Here is a 19,296-nt window from a genome sequence, read left to right on the forward strand (position 1 = left end):
ATGCGTTTAAGCATCTTTCTGCTGTAAAATTTCTAAGGTATTACTTGAGTAATAAAACGTTTCTAAATAATGACGTGCTCGCTGCTGTAAATAATCCGATTGCAGCATGTGCTGAATCACAGGTTCGAGTAACTGCTGTAATTGGTTTTGAATCAGCGCTTCATCAATATTTAAATCACGTAATAACACATCAAAACTTCGATCTTGATTACGTGCGTACCATGCCGAAATTCCGTCTTTGACTTGCTGTTCTAAGTAGGTCGTCTGGCGCAAATGATCCCAAATTTCATGCCCTAAACCGACTGTTTGCGGCAGATCATCAACTTCAATATAATTTTTTAAAACATTTAAAGGTAAGTCTTTAATTTTGTGCCATAAGTTGGCTTGGAAATGGTACAGCTTCTCGTCATTAAAATGATGATTTAACACTTGTTCACTCATTTGACTGAGCTTTTGTATATTTTTTTGTAAATAGTGTTGAATGGCCTGATCAAGATTGGAATCGGTTACACTTTCCAGCACAGACTTGCCCATCTTCATAAAGCGTGACACCCCAGGTACATGTTTCACCATGACGGAGTTGTCTAGGTAGTCCTGAATGGCATGTTGAATCAATTGGGTAATCATGGCAGAAAAAGCAGGATTATTGACCACGGTATAAATCAGGCGCTGACGATGTCCACTTTTACTGGCCACATATTGAGCAATTTTATCGATGGTGAGAACAGGGATGGCATCTGCAATTTTGGTGTGGTCATTGGCTGGATGCACCAGTGCAAAACGAATATGTTCTGCAATCTGTTCAATTAAAAAATCGCTGGCACGGGTGTTTAAGACCTGTTGTTGAATCAGTTGATGAATCTGTTCAACTGTCCAAAGTTGTTTTAAATTTTGCTTTCTAAACCAATGATAAAATTCAACAAACTCATTTTGAATCGTTTTTGACTGAGAGAATTCATCATTTAAAAATTGAATATGAGCCTCAATCAGTTGCTCAATCATTGGGTGTTTTTGCATACAAGCTCAAATTCAGTGGAGAGGAATCAGTTGATCAGCCAGTGGATTTTTCAGATTTTGGGTTTTCGCAAGAAACGGTAAGTAATAATTCGCAACTTGCTTATCTGCTTCCAATAACGGCATATGACCAACATTGTTAAGGATGACAGGAGCCTCGGCTCGTTTCAATAATGATTTTAATTCATCTGCCACTTCAACATTAAAAATTTTGTCCTGTTTGCCCCATAAAATGAGAGTGGGGGCTTCAACATTTCGAGTAATTCGGGCAAATGTTTCAGGTGTATAAATTCGGTTTAAGGTAGAAATTTGTTCAATCACCAGATTATTTTTGCCTGATTGAGCAATCAGTAGCTGTTCTTTTGCCCGTTGCAGTTCTGGGGAAAGCTTGGGTGGATTTTGCATGATTTCATGGCGCATATCATCATAATCGCCCGGTTTAGCCACAATAATATGCTTTAAAAAATTGGGATCTTTGCTGTAAGGGGTATTGGCTTTCTTATAAATGCCCGCACTGTTTAAAAGAAACAGACTTTGCGTATCAAAAGGGTATTGCGCTGCATATAAAGTGGCAATCGAGCCCCCTAAGGAATGTCCTGCAATATTGAGTTTTTTTTCTATATCGATGGCTTCAGCAAATTGTCTGAGACTTGAGGTAACATTGGGAACCGCGATGTCAAAATTCGCAGGGATTTTGGTCTCACCATAAACAGGTAAGTCAGGTACTATCACATGATAATTGGGGGTTAAATAAGCCGCTACGCGATTCCAGTTGTCCCGATTACTGGCAAGACCATGCAGCAAGAGCACCGTGGGCTTTTGCGGAGAACCGCCCTCATTATAACTCCAAATAATATCCCCGACTTTGAGGGTTTTACTTTTTAAGCCGCTGCTTTCACGTTCGTGTTGCAAGTAGTTTTGTAGAGTAATTTGTTCAGGGGTGGGTGGTTGAGTTTTGGCTGAGGCGAGATTGGGCAAGGACACGGTAATTAGGATTCCCATTGCTGTAACAAAATGAGAAAAATATTTACTAGTTTGTGTCATTGACTTAAATCCTTCTGATCAAAATAAACTGCTTTAAAATCCATTTTAGAAGCAATTAAATGGGCTGAAATGGTATCAAATTTTATCTTCAGCTTGATGGTGAACTATTTTAAATACAATAGTTAGAATGTCACGCATAAGTTTATTGAAGTGGTTTTTATTCAGACTGAATAGTGTGATGCTGTTCAATCAAGTGATGGTGATCATATGAACTTTTTTGCCAATTCATAAATTCCAAAACACTATCCTTTTTTGCAAGTGACTTTCATTTTAGCTGGGATTAGAATAGTGAAAATTCAAATCATGGTGGAAAAAAGCATGCTAACGGCTCAAGAAGCATTAGACCGTCTTAAAAAAGGAAACCAACGCTTTGTCTCTGGGGAAACGACCCACCCTAAACAATTGACGCACCAAGAACGTGCTCAAATGGCAGAAGATCAAAACCCGTTTGCGATTGTACTCGGCTGTTCAGATTCACGTGTCCCTGCCGAAATGGTCTTTGATCAAGGTTTAGGTGATTTGTTTGTTATCCGTGTTGCAGGCAATGTGGTTGCACCTTCACAAGTGGGTAGTGTGGAATTTGCTGCTGAACGTTATGACTGTGCAGTGGTTGTGGTATTGGGACATAGTCACTGTGGCGCGATTAAAGCCACGATTGATACTTTGATGAATCCAGATAGCCCGCCATCGAATAACTTAATGTCCATTGTGAACCGCGTGCGTCCATCCGTTGAAACCTTGATGCAAACTGAATTGAAAAATGATTTGGACAAGCTTTCAACGCATGCAGTACGTTCTAATGTTTTTGCTTCTGTGAATCAATTACGTCATGGCTCAGCCGTGTTAGAACAATTAATTGCTAAAGGTAAAATGATTGTAGTGGGTGCAGAATACTCACTCGAAACCGGTGAAGTGATTTTTTTTGACTTCTAAGTTTTACCGACTTAGAACATCACATCATGATTAAAGGCGCTTTATAAAGCGCCTTTAATGTATGGATAAGCCAGATTTAATAATTTCGGTTGCGCTTGGGCATTGGGGTGAATTAAATCTTTTTGCATCAGGTTTTTTTGTCCGGCAATTCCTTCTAAAAAGAACGGCAGTAATTTTACTTGATAGCGCTGACTGATCACCGTGTAATTTTGCTCAAATGCTTTGCTATAGGCTGTGCCATAATTGGGTGGAATTTTCATGCCAAACACTACAACTTTGGCTTGCGCCTTTTGGCTTTGCTCAACCAAACGTGCCAGATTCTGCTGAATCATTTGTGAGGGTTGTCCGCGTAAACCATCATTTCCACCCAGTTCGATCACCACAACATTTGGCTTATATGTTGCTAGCAATTTAGGCAAACGTGCCAGTGCACCACTGGTGGTTTCGCCACTTACACTTGCATTGACCACTTGATGTTGTTTCGGATACTGTTGCTCCAATCGTTTTTGTAATAACGATACCCATCCTTGTTGGGGTTGTAAGCCATAACCTGCACTGATGCTATCTCCCAAGATCATAATGGTTTTGGCAGAAGCCATCACTGGGCTAACACAGCACAGCACAGCGGGAACCCATGAACAAATGAATACTTTAAAACGAAATTGATGCATATAAACTGACGAAAACCTGAGCAAAACAGAAGAAGGATTCATGATGCCACAAGCCGTTATCTCTGCCCAGAATTTGACACAAAAAATACAACTTGCCGACAAGAACCTTGTGATTTTCGAAAATTTGAATCTTGAGATTATGGAGGGTGAGCAAGTTGCCATTACTGGGCGTTCCGGTTCAGGAAAATCCACTTTATTGGGTATTTTGGCTACGCTGGATCAGGCCAGCAGTGGACAGTTAAAAGTTTGTGGCGCAGAGATTCCCCGTTTAGATGAAGAACAACGGGCACAGATTCGCTTGCAACATATTGGGTTTGTCTTTCAATCCTTTCAATTATTGCCGCATTTAAGTGCCTTGGAAAATGTGATGTTGCCGTTACGTTTGCATGCAGATTTCAACTATGCCGAGGCAGAACAACGAGCTTTACAGCTCCTGAAAAAAGTTGGATTGGAGCGGCAGACCACGCAAACCCCCAAAGTTCTCTCTGGTGGAGAGCAGCAACGTGTGGCGATTGCCCGAGCTTTGATTAGTCAGCCCAAAATCATTTTTGCGGATGAACCCACAGGTAATTTGGACAGTCAAACGGCTAAAGAGATTGAGCAATTACTCTTCAGCTTAAATCGGGAGTTGGGCACGACGCTGGTGTTGGTGACCCATGATTTACAACTCGCCCAACAATGCCAGCGGCATGTCTATTTGTTAGATGGTCAATTACATGAGTCTGCACAGGATGGAGAGTAACTATGAGTACGTTATTCCGTCCATTATTGCAGCAGAGCCTGAAAAGCACAGGTATGTACTTGCTGATTATTGCACTGGTTTTGGCAATTAGTGTCACCACGGCACTAAAATTCAGTAATGAACAGATTAAAAATGCAGTCACCTTACAAGCGGCCGAACTGTTAGCGGCTGATCTGGTTTTGTCCGATCAGACTGCGCTTGAACCGCATTGGAAAACTCAAGCCAAAGCGTTGAATTTGAAGCAGTCTGAAGTGACCGTGTTTAACTCCATGGCTCACACCCAAGATCAATTTGTCATGGTTAATGTCAAAGCGATTGATGCGCAATTTCCACTGCGGGGGCAGTTACAGTTGCAGCCTGAGCTGCGGCGCCCCATACAGCGTGGTGAGGTTTGGTTGAGTCCGCGGGTCATGGATTTGTTAAAGGTAAAATTGGGTGACCAGATTCAAATTGCCGATGCCACATTCAAGGTGACAGCTCAAATTAAGCATGATTCCAATCAGGAGTTGGGTTTTTCAGGGTTTTCACCAACAGTGATGATTGCTCAGCAAGATATTGCCCGTACCCATGCCATTCAAGTTGGCAGCCGTATTGACTATCGCTTATTAATGGCAGGCGATCCTCCTCAGATTCGTCAGTTTCAGCGCTTATTTACGCAGCAACAATCGATAAAAAATGCTAAGCATGAAGTTGATGACAGTAGCGGGTTAAAACTGCGTACCGCGACTGAAGGGAATACACGCTTGATGCGTCCGATTGAAAATCTGGACACTTTTTTACAGCTCGCCAATATTTTGACCATTTTACTGTGTGGTATTGCCATAGCGCTGACCAGTCAACGCTATGTTCAGCAAAATCAAGACTATATTGCTTTACTGCGTTGTATAGGAGCATCTAAGGCGCAAATTTTAAAGGTCTATGCATATTTACTGTTATTAATGTTGGGCATCGCGATTGCTATAGGACTGGTCACGGGGATTGCGATAGGTTATGGACTTTTACAGTTAATGCTGCAATTGATTCCAAACTTACAGGTGCAATTTTCGGCCTGGGCTATGCTCACAGGGCCTTTACCGATTGCAGTGCTGACCAGTGCCGTGGTTCTAGTGGGTTTTATTCTGCCCAATTTATGGCAGCTGATGTCTACACCGCCTATTCGGGTAATTCGTCAACAAACACAAACGTTGTCTACTTTATTCTGGACACTCATCACAGGTACGTTCAGTCTATTTATTTTTAGCGCCATTTTAACTGAAAATCTGCGGCTAAGCAGTTTGGTGATTGGGGGCATTATTGTCCTATCTGCTGTATTGTATGCAGTGGTTTGGTTTATTCTGAAAGGATTAAAACAATTAAAAATAGGCGTTTCAGCTTACGTTAAAGTGCCTTATCAAACCGCTTTTCAGATTACCGCCTTAGCCTTGGGCTTGAGTTTAATTACTGTATTGGCGGTTTTAAGAAATGATTTATTGGAACGCTGGCAACAACAATTACCGCAGGGGACACCCAATCAATTTGTATATGGTTTGCCACCCTTCGATTTAGCGCAGTTTAAACAGCAACTACAACGACATGGTTGGCAAAGTACTCCGTTGTATCCGAATATCCGTGGTAGATTGGTGGCGAAAAATGAACAGCCATTTTCGGAACAATTGGTGCAGCAAAATAATTCTCTGCGTCGCGAATTAAATTTGACCCAAAGCAATGTTTTACCAGCGGATAATCAGATTTTACAAGGACAAGCTCAGTTTGCTCAGGCTGGTGAAGTATCCGTTGAGGCCAAAACGGCTGCCGAGTTGGGAATTCAGGTTGGAGACCGTTTAACCTTTAGTCTGCCTGAAGGCTTACTGCAAGCCAAAGTGGTGAACTTGAGAACCGTGGAATGGGAGAGTTTTAGCCCCAATTTCTTCTTTATTTTTTCACCCGAAACTTTAGATGAAAATGCAGGCAGTTATCTGGGGAGTTTTTACCTACCCGAACAGGATAAGCCACAACTGATCCAGTTAATTCAACAGTTTAGTAATACTGTTTTCATTGATGTGGGGCTTATTCTGGATGAGATTAAGCGCTTAATGAATGTATTAATTCGCGTGGTGACCATTTTAGCGTTGTTGGTCAGCGTCGCGGGAATATTGGTGTTAATTGCCTGTTTAAACTTACTCTTAGATGAGCGTAAGCGGGAAGTGGCTTTGTTGCGTTCATTTGGTAGTTCTAAGCAAAAACTGAAACGAATGCTGATGTTGGAGATTGGCTTTATGGGGCTGGTGGCTGGTCTCGTTGCATGTGTTTTTGCCGAATTTATCAGCGCTATTGCCAGTGCAAAAATGAACTTGATGATTCAGCCGCACTGGGAAATCTGGTTGATCCTGCCTATGAGCATGATGCTGTTATGTGCCTTGATTGGACGCTATCGATTAAGTTATCTCTGCGATATTCCGCCTTTACAAAGTCTTAGAGAGATGAATCAGTCTTAGGATTCATCTCTAGTGCATTTAAAAGTGATAATGCTGTCGCATGGCTTGCAACAATTCTGTCCAAAGCGGATCAATCAATTGGAGTTGTTGCAGGCAGTATTGATAGAGCAACCAGCAGCTGGCCACAGCAATCACACTTCCGAAGAGGGTACTCAGGAAAGGCTTGTGCCATTTTTGGCATAGATACCAAATGCCTGCCAGTACTGCGCCCATCAGCATACCCCCCACATGCGCGGCATTATTAATTCCTGATATGGTGAAGCCAATGATCAAGTTAATGCCCATGACCATGATCAAGGTCTTTTTATCTAAGATAAAACGCTGTTGCGGTAAAATAGGAAACAATGAGAGTAAGGTTAAAGCACCACCTAAACCCATGACGGCACCAGAAGCACCAGCGCTAACATGAGGCAATAAGTCAGGATCAATGGCATGGTTTGAGAACATGCTGATGGTCTCATGTATGGACAAATAACCACTGAATAAGCTCCCCATCAGTCCCGCTGCCACATACAACATCAGAAAATAAAACCGACCAAATAATTGTTCAGCAACGCTGCCAAAAATGTACAAAGCCCACATGTTCAACATTAAGTGCACCATGCCAAAATGAAAAAACATGCTACTGAACAGTCGGATGGGTTCCTCTAAAAAGGTTAAAGGTGCATAATCAGCTCCCCAGCGTATTGCATCTGGCAAGCTTGGATGACTCGCATCTACGCCAGAAAAAATTTGCCAGAGAAATAAACCCACATTGATTGCAATGAACAGTGCAGTGAGCCACCAGTCCTGCATATTCAGTTTGTTTGGAACCCAAGGTGGTGTTGAATGAGACATGTTATGGTTTGACTTTCACTCTATGTTTGCATAAAGCTTAGCATGAAAGAATGAGAATATTTGGAGCAACATACTGACATGAAAGCCTTTTTTGTTCGAACTTTGTTAGTCATTGTCAGTTTTTTTCTACTTGTACAGTTATGGATATTCAGTAGTTTGGTTTGGTGGCGTACCCATCCGGTCGAAACTACCATGTTTATGCGCTTAGATTACTGGGCTGAACCGTCTCAACCTATTCAGCACAAATGGCGTGATTATGATGAGATTAGTGACTATGTGAAACGTGCTGTCGTCGCATCGGAAGATGGTAAGTTCATGCATCACCATGGCTTTGACTGGGAAGGTATGCAATATGCCTTAGAGCGCAATCAAGATAAAGGCAAAGTCGTGGCAGGTGGTTCTACCATTTCACAGCAATTAGCAAAAAACTTATTTTTATACAACAAGCGTTCCTTTATTCGTAAAGGACAAGAAGCCATTGCAACGTGGATGATGGAACGTATGTGGTCGAAACAGCGTATTCTTGAAGTCTATTTAAACTCAGTTGAATTCGGGGACAATATCTATGGTGTGGAAGCAGCAACGCAGCATTATTTTGGAAAAAATGCGCGCAGTTTAAGCCGTGATCAGGCTGCATTTTTAGCCGCGATTTTGCCAAATCCTAAATATTATCAAGACCATCAAAATGATCGCCGTATTCAAATTCGTAAAAAAATGATTCGTAAATATATGCGATATAGTCAAATTCCCTAAACGCTCAACTCAACGTGTAAAAGCTCAAATTATTTTGGGCTTTTTTTATGAAAATGTCACAAAATTGAAGCATACTTATGGCTATACACATTTCGTCTTAAAATCATGGGTTGATTATGAATACGGCGGCGCAGACTCCATTAGAGCCAGTAGAATATACTTATAATGATCGATTTATTAATCGTGAACTTTCCATTTTAGATTTCCATTTACGCGTGCTGGAACAAGCTGTAGATCCTCTGCATCCATTATTAGAACGCATGAATTTCTTGCTGATTTTTTCGCGCAATTTAGATGAGTTTTTTGAAATTCGTGTTGCGGGAATGATGGAACAGCTAGATTTAGGCAATGAAAGTCACACCCCTGATGGTCTCACGCCCAAACAAGTTTTAGATCAAATTTCACAAACTGCCCATGCTGCAATTGAACGCCAATACCGTATTTTAAATGAAGAAATTTTGACGAAATTACGTGAGGAAGATATCTGTTTCTTACGTCGTGGGGAATTAACACCGGCACAATCATCTTGGGTCAAAAAATACTTCCAAGAACAAGTTGCCCCTGTACTCACCCCGATCAGCTTAGACCCAGCCCATCCATTCCCGCGTTTAGTCAATAAAAGTTTGAACTTTATTGTGACCTTGGAAGGCAAGGATGCTTTTGGACGTCAAATTGATCTGGCGGTTGTGCCTGCACCACGTTCATTGCCGCGGGTGGTTCGGTTACCCGATGAATTGACCGGTGGCAAAGAACATCATGTCATGCTCTCAGCTATTATTCATGAGCATGTTTCTGATTTGTTCCCAGGTATGACGGCTACTGGCTGCTATCAATTCCGTGTCACGCGTAATGCCGATTTAGCCTTGAATGAAGATGTGGAAGACTTGGCCAAAGCCTTGAAAGGGGAGTTAAATTCGCGACGCTTTGGACGTGCTGTACGTTTAGAGGTTACGGAAAACTGTCCAAAACATATTTATGATTACTTGCTGAATGAATTTGATTTAGATGAAGAGCAGCTCTATAAGGTCGATGGCCCTGTTAATCTAGCGCGCTTACTGTCTAATTTTAAACGTCCGCATTTGCGTTATGACACGCATACCCCTGTGATTCCGAAAGTCTTGAAAAAATCTGAAAATATTTTTTCTGCGATGCAAAAACAGGACATCTTATTACATCATCCGTATGAATCTTTTGCGCCAGTCATTAACTTGCTCAGAGAAGCAGCACGTGATCCGCAAGTCTTGGCCATTAAGCAAACCTTATATCGTAGCGGTGCAGACTCTGAAATTGTGCAGGTACTGGCAGAAGCCGCACGAAATGGTAAAGAAGTCACTGCGGTGATTGAGCTTCGTGCACGTTTTGACGAAGAATCTAATATTGCCGTGGCGAACGTACTGCAAGAAGCGGGTGCTGTGGTGGTGTATGGTATTGTCGGTTATAAGACCCATGCCAAAATGATTCTGGTGGTGCGCCGTGAAAATAACAAACTGGTGCGTTATGTCCATTTAGGCACAGGAAATTATCATGCGGGTAATGCGCGTATTTATACCGATTATGGTTTGTTGACGACTGACAAAGAACTTTGTGAAGATGTACATCGCATTTTCCAAGAGCTGACGGGTATGGGCAAAATGGCAAAATTGAAAAAATTATTGCATGCGCCTTTTACCTTACATGCACAATTAATCAATTTCATCGACGATGAAATTGCCAACGCCAAGGCAGGTAAGCCTGCTCAGATTATTGTCAAAGTAAATGCCTTAACTGAATTGCAGTTAATCAATAAACTGTATGAAGCCTCGCAGGCTGGGGTACAAATTGACTTAATCATCCGTTCGATTTGCTGTTTACGTCCAGGTTTACCAGGCTTGTCGGAAAATATTCGAGTGCGTTCGGTTGTCGGGCGTTTCCTTGAACATACGCGTGTTTATTACTTTAGTAATAATGGTAATCCACATGTGTACTGTTCAAGTGCGGACTGGATGGATCGTAATTTATTCAATCGGGTAGAAGCCTGCTTCCCGATAGAAGATCCTGCTTTGAAAAAACGTATTTATCAGCAGGGCTTATTGAATTATTTAAAAGACAATCAACAGGCGTGGTTACTGCAAGGCGATGGTTCTTGGCTGCGTGCTCAGGTTGCTGAAGGGCAGGAACCGCATAATGCACAACGAACCTTGTTGGAATGGATTAAATAACTGACAGGAAAAAGAGCCTCAATCGGCTCTTTTTTTTATGCTTTATTTATGGTTCAAATGACGATAAATCGATTTAATTCGCCCTTCAATACTGTACAGCGGCATGCTGAGCTGATGGGCAATTTCACGAGTATTTTTTTGTTCGGCAAGTAAGGTCAGGATTTCAAATTCCAAATCTGAAAATTGCACGGGAGCATCTCTAAACTGAATGAAATGGCGCGTAAAACCTTGGGTTTGGGCATTTAAAATATATTGTGCCAGTTCTGCATCCAAGCTTGCTCCCCCCCTCAAGATGGTACGAATTTGCTGTAATGCTTCGCGATCCGTTTGTTCAATAAAAAAATAGCCTTGAGCACCAGATTGGATACCACGGAAAAGCTGTTCGGTCTGTCCTTTTGAGGCCAAAAGTATAATGACCACATAAGGGTGAAAAGATTTCAGCGAACGGATTAAATCATGTAATGGCGCTTGGCTAAAATTTAGGTCAATCAACACAATATTGGGTAAATGTAGGCGATAAATTTCTAGTGCATCATCTAAATAGGGGGTAGAGTGAATCAGTTGTGCAGGATAACCCAACTCCATCAATAATATTTTAATGTGAAGGTCTAAGCTTATTTCTTCTGAGAGAATTAAGACAGGTGCTGGGAGTAAAAGCTCATTCACAATGTTGTTGTCCTAGACGTGAGCATCCAATTTATCTTTTGACTGTGTTCCAAATGCTGAAAATGTTCTATACCTGTAAACAGGGATTTTAAACAATTAGAATTCAGTGTAAGTGTTTGTTGAATAAAAATTAAATGAAAACGGTTTTAATTTTGTTGTTAATTTTAGGCAATTTGTAGAGATTATTTTTTCGTGCAGACGTATTCTCCAAAAGTTTGAGCGGTAACTATTACAGTAAATCTTTACGGAGTTCACGGGCACTGGGTATAGAGGTATAACGAAACACGGTATATCCCGCTTCTGTCAGCATGGCATCACGTTGACGATCTTCATCTTCTTTACCAATATGGCTTGGGTCATCAAGTTCAACAATTGCAATCACTTTCATTTCACGATTCAGCACAACGAAATCAGTGACTTTTCGATTAAATTGTTGACGAATTTTGAAATGATGACTGGTGATTAAGGCACTAAAAGCCACTTGTGCCAAGATATGATGTTCAGGTAATGCTTCATTCAAACGGATAAACATTTTCTGTTCAAACGCGGTAATAATTGGTTTTTGATAAAATTGCTGACGCTTCCAAAACCAATGCTGAAACAGCATCAGCAGCAACACAAAACTTGCTAGACAGCCAATAATAAAAAACAACGTTTGAATGGATGTAAACACAGATTGAATCCAATAAAAAACCCACTACATAGTGAGTGGGTTTTTAGAATCTTGGCTCTCCAACCTGGGCTCGAACCAGGGACCTGCGGATTAACAGTCCGTCGCTCTACCGACTGAGCTATTGGAGAATCTGGAACGCATTTTAGGGGGCTAAGCCAATGTGGTCAAGTAAAAAGTGAAAAAAAACAGGGATTTTGTATTAAGTGCTTCAAAAACAAACAAAGCGTTTATTTAATCGACTGAATCGCTTCAATATATTGGGCTTGGCTCGCTAAGGGGTTGGCCTGACGACATTGATTGATCAACTGCATCAGTTGTTGCTGAGTCATATTGGCATGTAGCTGAGTTTGTATTGATTTTAAAACATCAGGATTTTTTCCCGATAAATCACGGCTACATTGGTATAAACGTTCATACATTAGTGTGGATGCCGATTTATTATTCTCTGATTTTTGAGTGCATTGAAAAACTGCAAAGATCACCACTACAACGATGACCCAAAAGATTAAAGATTTTAACCAAGGCGTATTCATTATAAGCTGCCTAATTTTTATTCTTTCTTAAGATAATCAAAATAGTTGAACAATTCAATCTAGGCAAAAGAGGGGAAAAGGCGGGAGCTTTGCTGAGTAAAAAGTAATAAAAAACCCACGTCATTATGCGTGGGTTTTTTAGAATCTTGGCTCTCCCACCTGGGCTCGAACCAGGGACCTGCGGATTAACAGTCCGTCGCTCTACCGACTGAGCTATGGGAGAATAGTAGATTGGCTCTCCAACCTGGGCTCGAACCAGGGACCTGCGGATTAACAGTCCGTCGCTCTACCGACTGAGCTATTGGAGAATCTGATGCGCATTTTAGGCATGAAAACCAAAGTCGTCAACACGTTCTTGCAGATAATTATATTATTTGATTTATTATTATTCAGATAATCCATAAAAATAAAAAAATCACCCATAAAGGGTGATTTTTTATGCAGAAAAATAAAAATTATTTTTCAACACCAGCTGCTTGACCCGCATATTTCGCATTTGCATAGTCCCAGTTCACTAGGCTTTCTAAGAAAGTCGAGATATATTTTGGACGTGCATTGCGGAAATCGATGTAGTAAGCGTGTTCCCAAACGTCAATTGTTAATACTGCAACTTTACCGTGAGCAAGTGGAGTATCTGCATTTGAAGTTTTCATGATTGAAAGCGCGCCATTAACTTCGTCAGCCACTAACCAAGCCCAGCCAGAACCGAACTGAGTGGTAGCTGCAGCAGCGAATTCTTCAGCAAATTTTTCGTAAGAACCGAAAGTTTCATCAATTTTCGCTGCTAATGCGCCAGTCGCTTTACCGCCACCGTTTTTCGCCATGCAGTTCCAGTAGAACGTGTGGTTCCAAACTTGTGCTGCGTTATTGAAAACACCCACTTTAGATGCATCACCAGCAGAAGCTTTGATGATTTCTTCTAAAGTTTTACCCTCAAGGTCTGTACCCTTGATCAAGTTGTTTAAGTTAACAACATAAGTATTGTGGTGTTTGTCGTGGTGGTATTCTAAAGTTTCTTTGCTGATATGAGGAGCAAGATCTTCATAACCATATGGAAGTGCTGGTAAAGTGATCGTTGTCATGATTTCAATTCCTTGCTTTTGCTGGGTTTTGACATTAAGTGGCACTATTGTAAAGGATTCGAGGTTGAATTTGCGCAATACTTTTAAATAACAATACAGAATAAAGCTCGAATTTATACGTATATAAAAAATACTGTAAACCCGATCACGTTGCTTTAAATCCATACTTTGAGTATGGAAAATCAACCCCATCCAAAATTAAATCGGATTGTTTAATTCGAAATAACTATACTCAAGATTAAACTGTTCTGAAATAGCTTTGCCTAAACGTTGTACACCATAACGTTCAGTCGCGTGATGTCCGCAGGCATAGTAATGCACATCCAGTTCTTTGGCTTCGTAATAAGTTCGTTCACTGACTTCACCTGAAATGTAGGCATCACAATTTTGTTCAGCGGCTTTGCTGATAAAGTCTTGAGCAGCACCCGTGCAGAAACCAACTTTTTGAATGGTTTTTTTATCTGCAGGTAAATGAATGGTTTGAAAACCTAAGCGTTCTGTAAGCAAATTTTTAAAATCTTCAGGAGTAAGTGCTTGTTTTAAATAGCCAATATTACCAATCGGATGACGTTCTGATGCATCTAAAGCTTCAAAAATTTCCAGTTCTAAAAGATCTGCAATAGCCGCATTGTTACCTAGCATCGGATGCGAATCTAACGGTAAGTGATAAGCTACTAAGGAAATATCATTTTGGATAAGGGTTTTAATACGTTTACCGCGCATGCCTGTAATTGGGTAGGCTTCTCCTTTCCAAAAATAGCCATGATGAACCAAGAGGAGATCCGCTTGTTGTGCAACGGCTGCATCAATCGCTTCTTGAGAGGCGGTGACAGCACAGACAATTTTTTTGACCTCATATTTCCCTTCAATTTGCAAACCATTCGGTGCATAGTCTTTAAATTCATGGGTTTTTAATGTGTCATTGCACCATTGAATAATTTCTTGTAGAGCGGCCATAAAAATCTCTTAAGTTGCGAATTAATATCATCAAAACATATTTTCAATTGTAACTAAAGCATCACAAAACTCTTGCATCAATTTTGTGTATCTAACTGTATTTGCCTTTACAATAAGCAGAAATTCTTCGTCATTAAGAAATTAAAATATTTTAAGAGGATAGCAACGTGCGCCGGACCTTTACATGGTTACCTTGGGTGTTACTCATTATTGTGATTATTGGTTTTATTGCATGGCAACAATACCAAAAACCGAAAGCACCTATTGCCTCGGATGGGGTGAAATTACCCGCAGAAAAAGTTGAGCCTTTAATTGATACGAGTCGGACAGGCGGCGTTGTTTCTTATAGTGCTGCGGTTAAAGTGGCTGCGCCTGCGGTGGTGAATATTTTCACCACCCAAAAAGTGAAACAGCTCGATCATCCTTTATTAAATGACCCTGCTTTTCGAGAATTTTTTGGCAATCAAGTGCCAGATCAATTAGAGCCAGGTCAAAATGAAAATAGTCTGGGCTCGGGGGTAATCGTGCGCCCAGATGGCTATATCCTCACGAATAATCATGTGGTGTCTCAGGCCGATCAAATTATTGTTGCTTTGCAAGATGGACGTCGTGCAGTTGCTAAAATTATTGGGACTGACCCAGATACCGATTTGGCAGTAATCAAAATTGATTTGGATAAATTGCCTGTATTGCCATTCAAACTTAGTGGCAATGAAGTTGGTGATGTAGTCCTTGCAATTGGTAATCCATTTGGTGTGGGTCAAACCGTGACACAAGGGATTATTTCCGCGACAGGTCGTTCTGATTTAGGTATCAATACCTACGAAGACTTTATTCAAACTGATGCAGCAATTAACCCAGGGAATTCGGGTGGTGCATTAATTGATGTGGCGGGTAATTTAATTGGGGTGAATACTGCCATCTTTTCGCAGTCGGGTGGGTCATTAGGAATTGGATTTGCAATTCCTGCAAAAGTTTGTCAGCAAGTATTAAATTCTATTCTGAAAGATGGACGAGTAGTTCGCGGCTGGTTAGGCATCAGCCTAATGCCAGTTCAACAAGATGATGTCATGGCGCCGAAACAGGCGGGTGTTGTGGTTGCAGATGTGTTAAAAAATGGTCCTGCGGCACAGGCTGGATTATTAAAAGGCGATAAGATTATTCAAGTGAATGATGAGAAAATTACTTCAGCTTCACATTTAATTAATTATGTTGCCTTACAAGCGCCAAATAGCACCATTAAGATTCAAGTGGATCGTGCTGGTCAACCTTTAACGCTAGATGTGGTTGTGGGTGAGCGTCAAATACAGAATGCGGGTTCACAGTACATTCCGTTACCAAAACGCTAAATCTGATTTGAAGAAAAAGCTCCTGAAAATAGGAGCTTTTTTTATACAAAATGTATGATTTATACGGCTAAATGTGTAGCAGGTTTGGCTTCATTCCAGTAAGGCTTTATGATGAAATACAGAATGATAAGCACAAGTACATATAGGGAAACATCATGTCAAATCCAATGATGCATCAGGTGGTAATTACCGAAGCGGGTGGACCAGAAACATTAGCGATTGTGCAAACGGACGTGCCTGAGCCGAAGGCAGATGAAGTCTTGGTTCAAGTCCATGCTTTTGGCTTAAACCGTCCAGATATTTTACAACGTCAGGGCTTATATCCAATGCCAAAAGGCGTCACGCCAGTGCCTGGTTTGGAAGTTGCGGGTGAGGTGGTTGCCGTTGGTTCATCAGTCAGCAATTTTAAGGTTGGTGATCAGGTCTGCGGCTTAACCAATGGTGGCGGTTATGCCGAATATTGTGTAGTTCCTGAGTCACAAACCTTAACTATTCCGAGTGGTCTTAGTTATGTACAAGCGGCTGCGATTCCAGAGACATTTTTTACGGTTTGGGCAAATGTATTCCAAATGGGCAAAGCCAAAGCAGGTGAAACCATTCTAATTCATGGTGGAACCAGCGGTATTGGCACGACTGCACTGATGTTATGTCAGGCGATGGGGCTTAAAACTTTTGCAACGGTTGGGTCGGATGAAAAAGTTCAGGCAATTGCGCATTTAACCGATGCAATTAACTATAAAACACAAAATTTCGAAAGTTATATTTTGGAGAAAACGGAGCAGGCCGGGGTTGATATTATTCTAGATATCGTTGGTGCACCGTATTTAGATCAAAATCTGAATATACTGCGTAAAGATGGACGTTTGGTGTATATCGCCTTTCTTGGTGGAGCGAAAGCCAAAGAAGTAAAATTGGGTCAAATTATGATGAAACGCTTAACCATTACAGGTTCAACGATGCGTGCACGTAATACGGCTGAAAAAGCAGAAATTACCCAAGGTTTATTGCAGCATGTCTGGCCGTTGTTAGAGCAGGGGCAATGTGTACCGATGATTTATAAAACCTTTAAATTTGATCAGATTCAAGATGCACATCGCGCCATGGATACTGGGGATCATATTGGGAAAATTGTGGTCGAAGTGATTTAATTCGATTTAAAAAGAGCGCGATAAAGAAGATTCAATATTGCTTTCAAAGTAGGATTGAATCTTTTCTGCGTGCTTACATGTCCAAGGTCATCGTAAACACTGCTCTTTATGAAGGAAGTATGCGAGAATAGCACTTTCTAATGAATTTATACGAGCAGTGCATGACTGAACAATCTCCCGCGCAATTAAGTGATATCGAAATTTTAGACGTTTTAAAGTCTATGAAAAACGATAAGCTCAATATTGAAGCCAACCAAATTATTCGTGCTGGTGGAAAAGCGGGTCGTCAGGAGTCGCATAAGCAGGCTTTATTGGCATTGCATCAATCTTTTGAAGAAAAATTTGTTGAAGCAGTGACCTTGGCGTTAAATTTAAATTCGACTCAAGCGAAAAAAATCCGTTATAAAAAAGATCGTATTCGTATTTTGAAAGCACAAGGTATTGATTATTTAGCCATTGATGGTGCTGAAACAGCACAAGTGCTTTCCCAGATTGCGCAAGCCATTACCCGTGAAGATGCAATCGTTACGGAAGATCTTCATAACATCTTTCCATTTTGGAAACAGGGTTGGCCAATGGTGCAATTCGATAATGCTTATAAAATTTTAGAAGAAGATATTCTGATTCACTATCAAGCTGTTCTAGAAGCGCTGCTTGCGAAGTACTGAAATATTTGATTCATACTCAAAAAGAGCACCTAAAGGTGCTCTTTTTTTTATAACGTAGTTATCCGAGCGTTGAATAGAGTGGGAAAATACCAAAAATGACAGCAGTCACCAGCATCACCAAGCACGTTATAACGGCCCATTTAAAAGTGAACTCTTGATGTTCACCAAAATTGATACCCGCCAGCCCACACAATAAATAGGTAGATGGAACCAAAGGTGAAAGTAAATGTACAGGCTGTCCGACAATTGAGGCACGTGCCATTTCTACTGGGGTAATGCCATAATGCCCAGCAGCTTCTGATAACACAGGTAAGACACCGAAATAGAAAGCATCATTCGACATAAAGAAGGTTAATGGCATACTAATGAGGGCAGTGATAGGTGCTAAATACGGTCCCATACTTTCTGGGATAATTGCGACCAATTGCTTAGACATCGCATCGACCATACCTGTACCGGATAGAATACCCGTGAAAATCCCTGCGGCAAAAATAATCCCAACTACAGCCAAAGCACTTGCAGAATGATTACCGATCAGCTGCTTTTGCATGTTTAAGTCGGGATAATTCACAATTAATGCAATAGATAATGCCACCATAAATAAAATTGGCGCAGGCAAAATTCCCATCACCAACGTAATCATCAGGCCGAGTGTCAGTAAGGCATTAAATGTACGTAAATGATGACGGTTTGCTTCTGGCACTTGCGAGATTTGAATATTGTCACCATGGCTAATGTCCAGTTCTACAATACCAATGCGTTTACGCTCCATGCGACCATACATAAAGCCTAGGAAATATAGCCAGATAATCGCCACCAACATCGGGAATAGCATAGGTACAAAGACATCGTTTGGATCGACATGAAGTGCGGTTGCAGCACGTGCAGTAGGTCCGCCCCAAGGGGTTAAATTCATAATACCACTGGCAAGCATCATCAAACATGCCATGATTAATGGGCTCATCCCAATCCGTTTATACAATGGCAACATGGCTGCTACACAGATCATATAGGTTGTTGAGCCATCACCATCTAAGGATACAATCAAAGTTAGCGTTATCGTCCCTAAAGTCACTTTTAGGGGATCACCTTTCACTTGTTTCAAAATCCATTTTACCGATGGTTCAAACAAGCCGGTATCAATCATGATGGCAAAGTAAAGAATAGCAAATAACAGCATGACGCCAGTTGGGGCAAGTTTCTTGATCCCATCCATCATCATGTTGCCTAATTCTGAAATATTAAATCCAGCTAGACTGTCTACAAAGAAACTTAGTGCATACGTAATTAATGCAAAAAGAATAGGAATAAGAGTTAAGGCGACAAGAGCACTTAGACGCTTGGACATGATTAAATACATAAAGCAAATAATCATGCCTAAGCCTAAAATAGTCAGCATGGATCAATCCTTTGAGTGTGATAGTTTTATTTAATATTCAAGTGAAATTAATACTATTCAATTCATCTGGTTTTTTAAATATAATTTAACAAATGGTGTTATTTATTCTATTTTTCTAATAAATAATATGGATTTATAAACTATCTAAAAATGCA

18 protein-coding genes and 3 tRNA genes are annotated in these 19,296 nt (G+C 40.8%); 8 read left to right on the top strand and 13 right to left on the bottom strand.

What is annotated here, in order from left to right:
- Positions 1 to 6: 6 nt before the first annotated feature.
- Positions 7 to 1,017, bottom strand: a complete 1,011-nt coding sequence (locus tag AC6CHI_RS01690; RefSeq protein ID WP_498119169.1) for a hypothetical protein — start codon at positions 1,015 to 1,017, stop codon at positions 7 to 9.
- Between the two features lie 12 nt (positions 1,018 to 1,029).
- On the bottom strand, positions 1,030 to 2,058 hold the full coding sequence (locus tag AC6CHI_RS01695) for an alpha/beta fold hydrolase (protein WP_498119170.1): 1,029 nt from the start codon (positions 2,056 to 2,058) through the stop codon (positions 1,030 to 1,032).
- A gap of 318 nt (positions 2,059 to 2,376) precedes the next feature.
- Between AC6CHI_RS01695 and AC6CHI_RS01700 the strand changes: the two genes are divergently transcribed.
- Positions 2,377 to 2,991: a carbonic anhydrase gene (locus AC6CHI_RS01700; protein ID WP_458891111.1), complete on the top strand. Its 615-nt coding sequence runs from the start codon at positions 2,377 to 2,379 to the stop codon at positions 2,989 to 2,991.
- 41 nt (positions 2,992 to 3,032) lie between these two features.
- On the opposite strand, the gene AC6CHI_RS01705 is transcribed toward AC6CHI_RS01700, so the two are convergent.
- Positions 3,033 to 3,662, bottom strand: a complete 630-nt coding sequence (locus tag AC6CHI_RS01705) for an arylesterase (protein ID WP_498119171.1) — start codon at positions 3,660 to 3,662, stop codon at positions 3,033 to 3,035.
- Positions 3,663 to 3,702: 40 nt separating this feature from the next.
- On the opposite strand from AC6CHI_RS01705, the gene AC6CHI_RS01710 reads away from it, so the two are divergent.
- Entirely contained in the window at positions 3,703 to 4,404 is a 702-nt protein-coding gene (locus AC6CHI_RS01710; RefSeq protein ID WP_498119172.1) for an ABC transporter ATP-binding protein, read from the top strand.
- A gap of 2 nt (positions 4,405 to 4,406) precedes the next feature.
- On the top strand, positions 4,407 to 6,878 hold the full coding sequence (locus AC6CHI_RS01715; protein WP_498119173.1) for an ABC transporter permease: 2,472 nt from the start codon (positions 4,407 to 4,409) through the stop codon (positions 6,876 to 6,878).
- Positions 6,879 to 6,896: 18 nt separating this feature from the next.
- Here the strand turns inward: AC6CHI_RS01715 and AC6CHI_RS01720 are convergent, their stop codons facing one another.
- Positions 6,897 to 7,715, bottom strand: coding sequence for a rhomboid family intramembrane serine protease (locus AC6CHI_RS01720; protein ID WP_498119174.1), 819 nt, complete (start codon positions 7,713 to 7,715; stop codon positions 6,897 to 6,899).
- A gap of 78 nt (positions 7,716 to 7,793) precedes the next feature.
- Here AC6CHI_RS01720 and mtgA point away from each other — a divergent pair, with 78 nt between their 5' ends.
- Both mtgA and ppk1 read left to right on the top strand, forming a co-directional pair.
- Positions 7,794 to 8,468, top strand: a complete 675-nt coding sequence (mtgA, locus tag AC6CHI_RS01725; protein WP_498119407.1) for a monofunctional biosynthetic peptidoglycan transglycosylase — start codon at positions 7,794 to 7,796, stop codon at positions 8,466 to 8,468.
- A 116-nt stretch (positions 8,469 to 8,584) separates the two neighbouring features.
- On the top strand, positions 8,585 to 10,666 hold the full coding sequence (gene ppk1, locus AC6CHI_RS01730) for a polyphosphate kinase 1 (RefSeq protein ID WP_458890771.1): 2,082 nt from the start codon (positions 8,585 to 8,587) through the stop codon (positions 10,664 to 10,666).
- A 42-nt stretch (positions 10,667 to 10,708) separates the two neighbouring features.
- On the opposite strand, the gene AC6CHI_RS01735 is transcribed toward ppk1, so the two are convergent.
- From AC6CHI_RS01735 to AC6CHI_RS01770, 8 genes are all read right to left on the bottom strand, one after another.
- Positions 10,709 to 11,332, bottom strand: a complete 624-nt coding sequence (locus tag AC6CHI_RS01735) for a hypothetical protein (RefSeq protein ID WP_498119175.1) — start codon at positions 11,330 to 11,332, stop codon at positions 10,709 to 10,711.
- Between the two features lie 229 nt (positions 11,333 to 11,561).
- The gene (locus AC6CHI_RS01740) at positions 11,562 to 12,005 is read right to left on the bottom strand and encodes a DUF2726 domain-containing protein (RefSeq protein WP_498119176.1); all 444 of its coding nucleotides are present in this window, start codon (positions 12,003 to 12,005) and stop codon (positions 11,562 to 11,564) included.
- 52 nt (positions 12,006 to 12,057) lie between these two features.
- Positions 12,058 to 12,133 (bottom strand) — tRNA-Asn (locus tag AC6CHI_RS01745).
- A gap of 99 nt (positions 12,134 to 12,232) precedes the next feature.
- Positions 12,233 to 12,538 (bottom strand): hypothetical protein, encoded by a 306-nt coding sequence (locus AC6CHI_RS01750; RefSeq protein WP_498119177.1) that lies wholly within the window; start codon positions 12,536 to 12,538, stop codon positions 12,233 to 12,235.
- Positions 12,539 to 12,685: 147 nt separating this feature from the next.
- Positions 12,686 to 12,761 (bottom strand) — tRNA-Asn (locus AC6CHI_RS01755).
- Between the two features lie 9 nt (positions 12,762 to 12,770).
- A tRNA-Asn gene (locus AC6CHI_RS01760) sits at positions 12,771 to 12,846 on the bottom strand.
- Positions 12,847 to 12,993: 147 nt separating this feature from the next.
- Positions 12,994 to 13,620, bottom strand: a complete 627-nt coding sequence (sodB, locus tag AC6CHI_RS01765) for a superoxide dismutase SodB (RefSeq protein WP_498119178.1) — start codon at positions 13,618 to 13,620, stop codon at positions 12,994 to 12,996.
- A 198-nt stretch (positions 13,621 to 13,818) separates the two neighbouring features.
- A complete protein-coding gene (locus AC6CHI_RS01770; RefSeq protein ID WP_498119179.1) occupies positions 13,819 to 14,577 on the bottom strand; it encodes a Nif3-like dinuclear metal center hexameric protein in 759 nt (252 codons plus the stop codon).
- A gap of 167 nt (positions 14,578 to 14,744) precedes the next feature.
- Here AC6CHI_RS01770 and AC6CHI_RS01775 point away from each other — a divergent pair, with 167 nt between their 5' ends.
- From AC6CHI_RS01775 to AC6CHI_RS01785, 3 genes are all read left to right on the top strand, one after another.
- On the top strand, positions 14,745 to 15,926 hold the full coding sequence (locus tag AC6CHI_RS01775; RefSeq protein WP_498119180.1) for a S1C family serine protease: 1,182 nt from the start codon (positions 14,745 to 14,747) through the stop codon (positions 15,924 to 15,926).
- 155 nt (positions 15,927 to 16,081) lie between these two features.
- On the top strand, positions 16,082 to 17,074 hold the full coding sequence (locus AC6CHI_RS01780; RefSeq protein WP_498119181.1) for an NAD(P)H-quinone oxidoreductase: 993 nt from the start codon (positions 16,082 to 16,084) through the stop codon (positions 17,072 to 17,074).
- Positions 17,075 to 17,235: 161 nt separating this feature from the next.
- Positions 17,236 to 17,742 carry a hypothetical protein gene (locus AC6CHI_RS01785; RefSeq protein WP_458890763.1) on the top strand — a complete coding sequence of 169 codons (507 nt, stop codon included), beginning with the start codon at positions 17,236 to 17,238 and terminating at the stop codon, positions 17,740 to 17,742.
- 58 nt (positions 17,743 to 17,800) lie between these two features.
- On the opposite strand, the gene AC6CHI_RS01790 is transcribed toward AC6CHI_RS01785, so the two are convergent.
- A complete protein-coding gene (locus AC6CHI_RS01790; RefSeq protein ID WP_498119182.1) occupies positions 17,801 to 19,141 on the bottom strand; it encodes a CitMHS family transporter in 1,341 nt (446 codons plus the stop codon).
- Positions 19,142 to 19,296: the final 155 nt, after the last annotated feature.

It is taken from the genome of Acinetobacter sp. GQ146 (genome assembly GCF_059758585.1).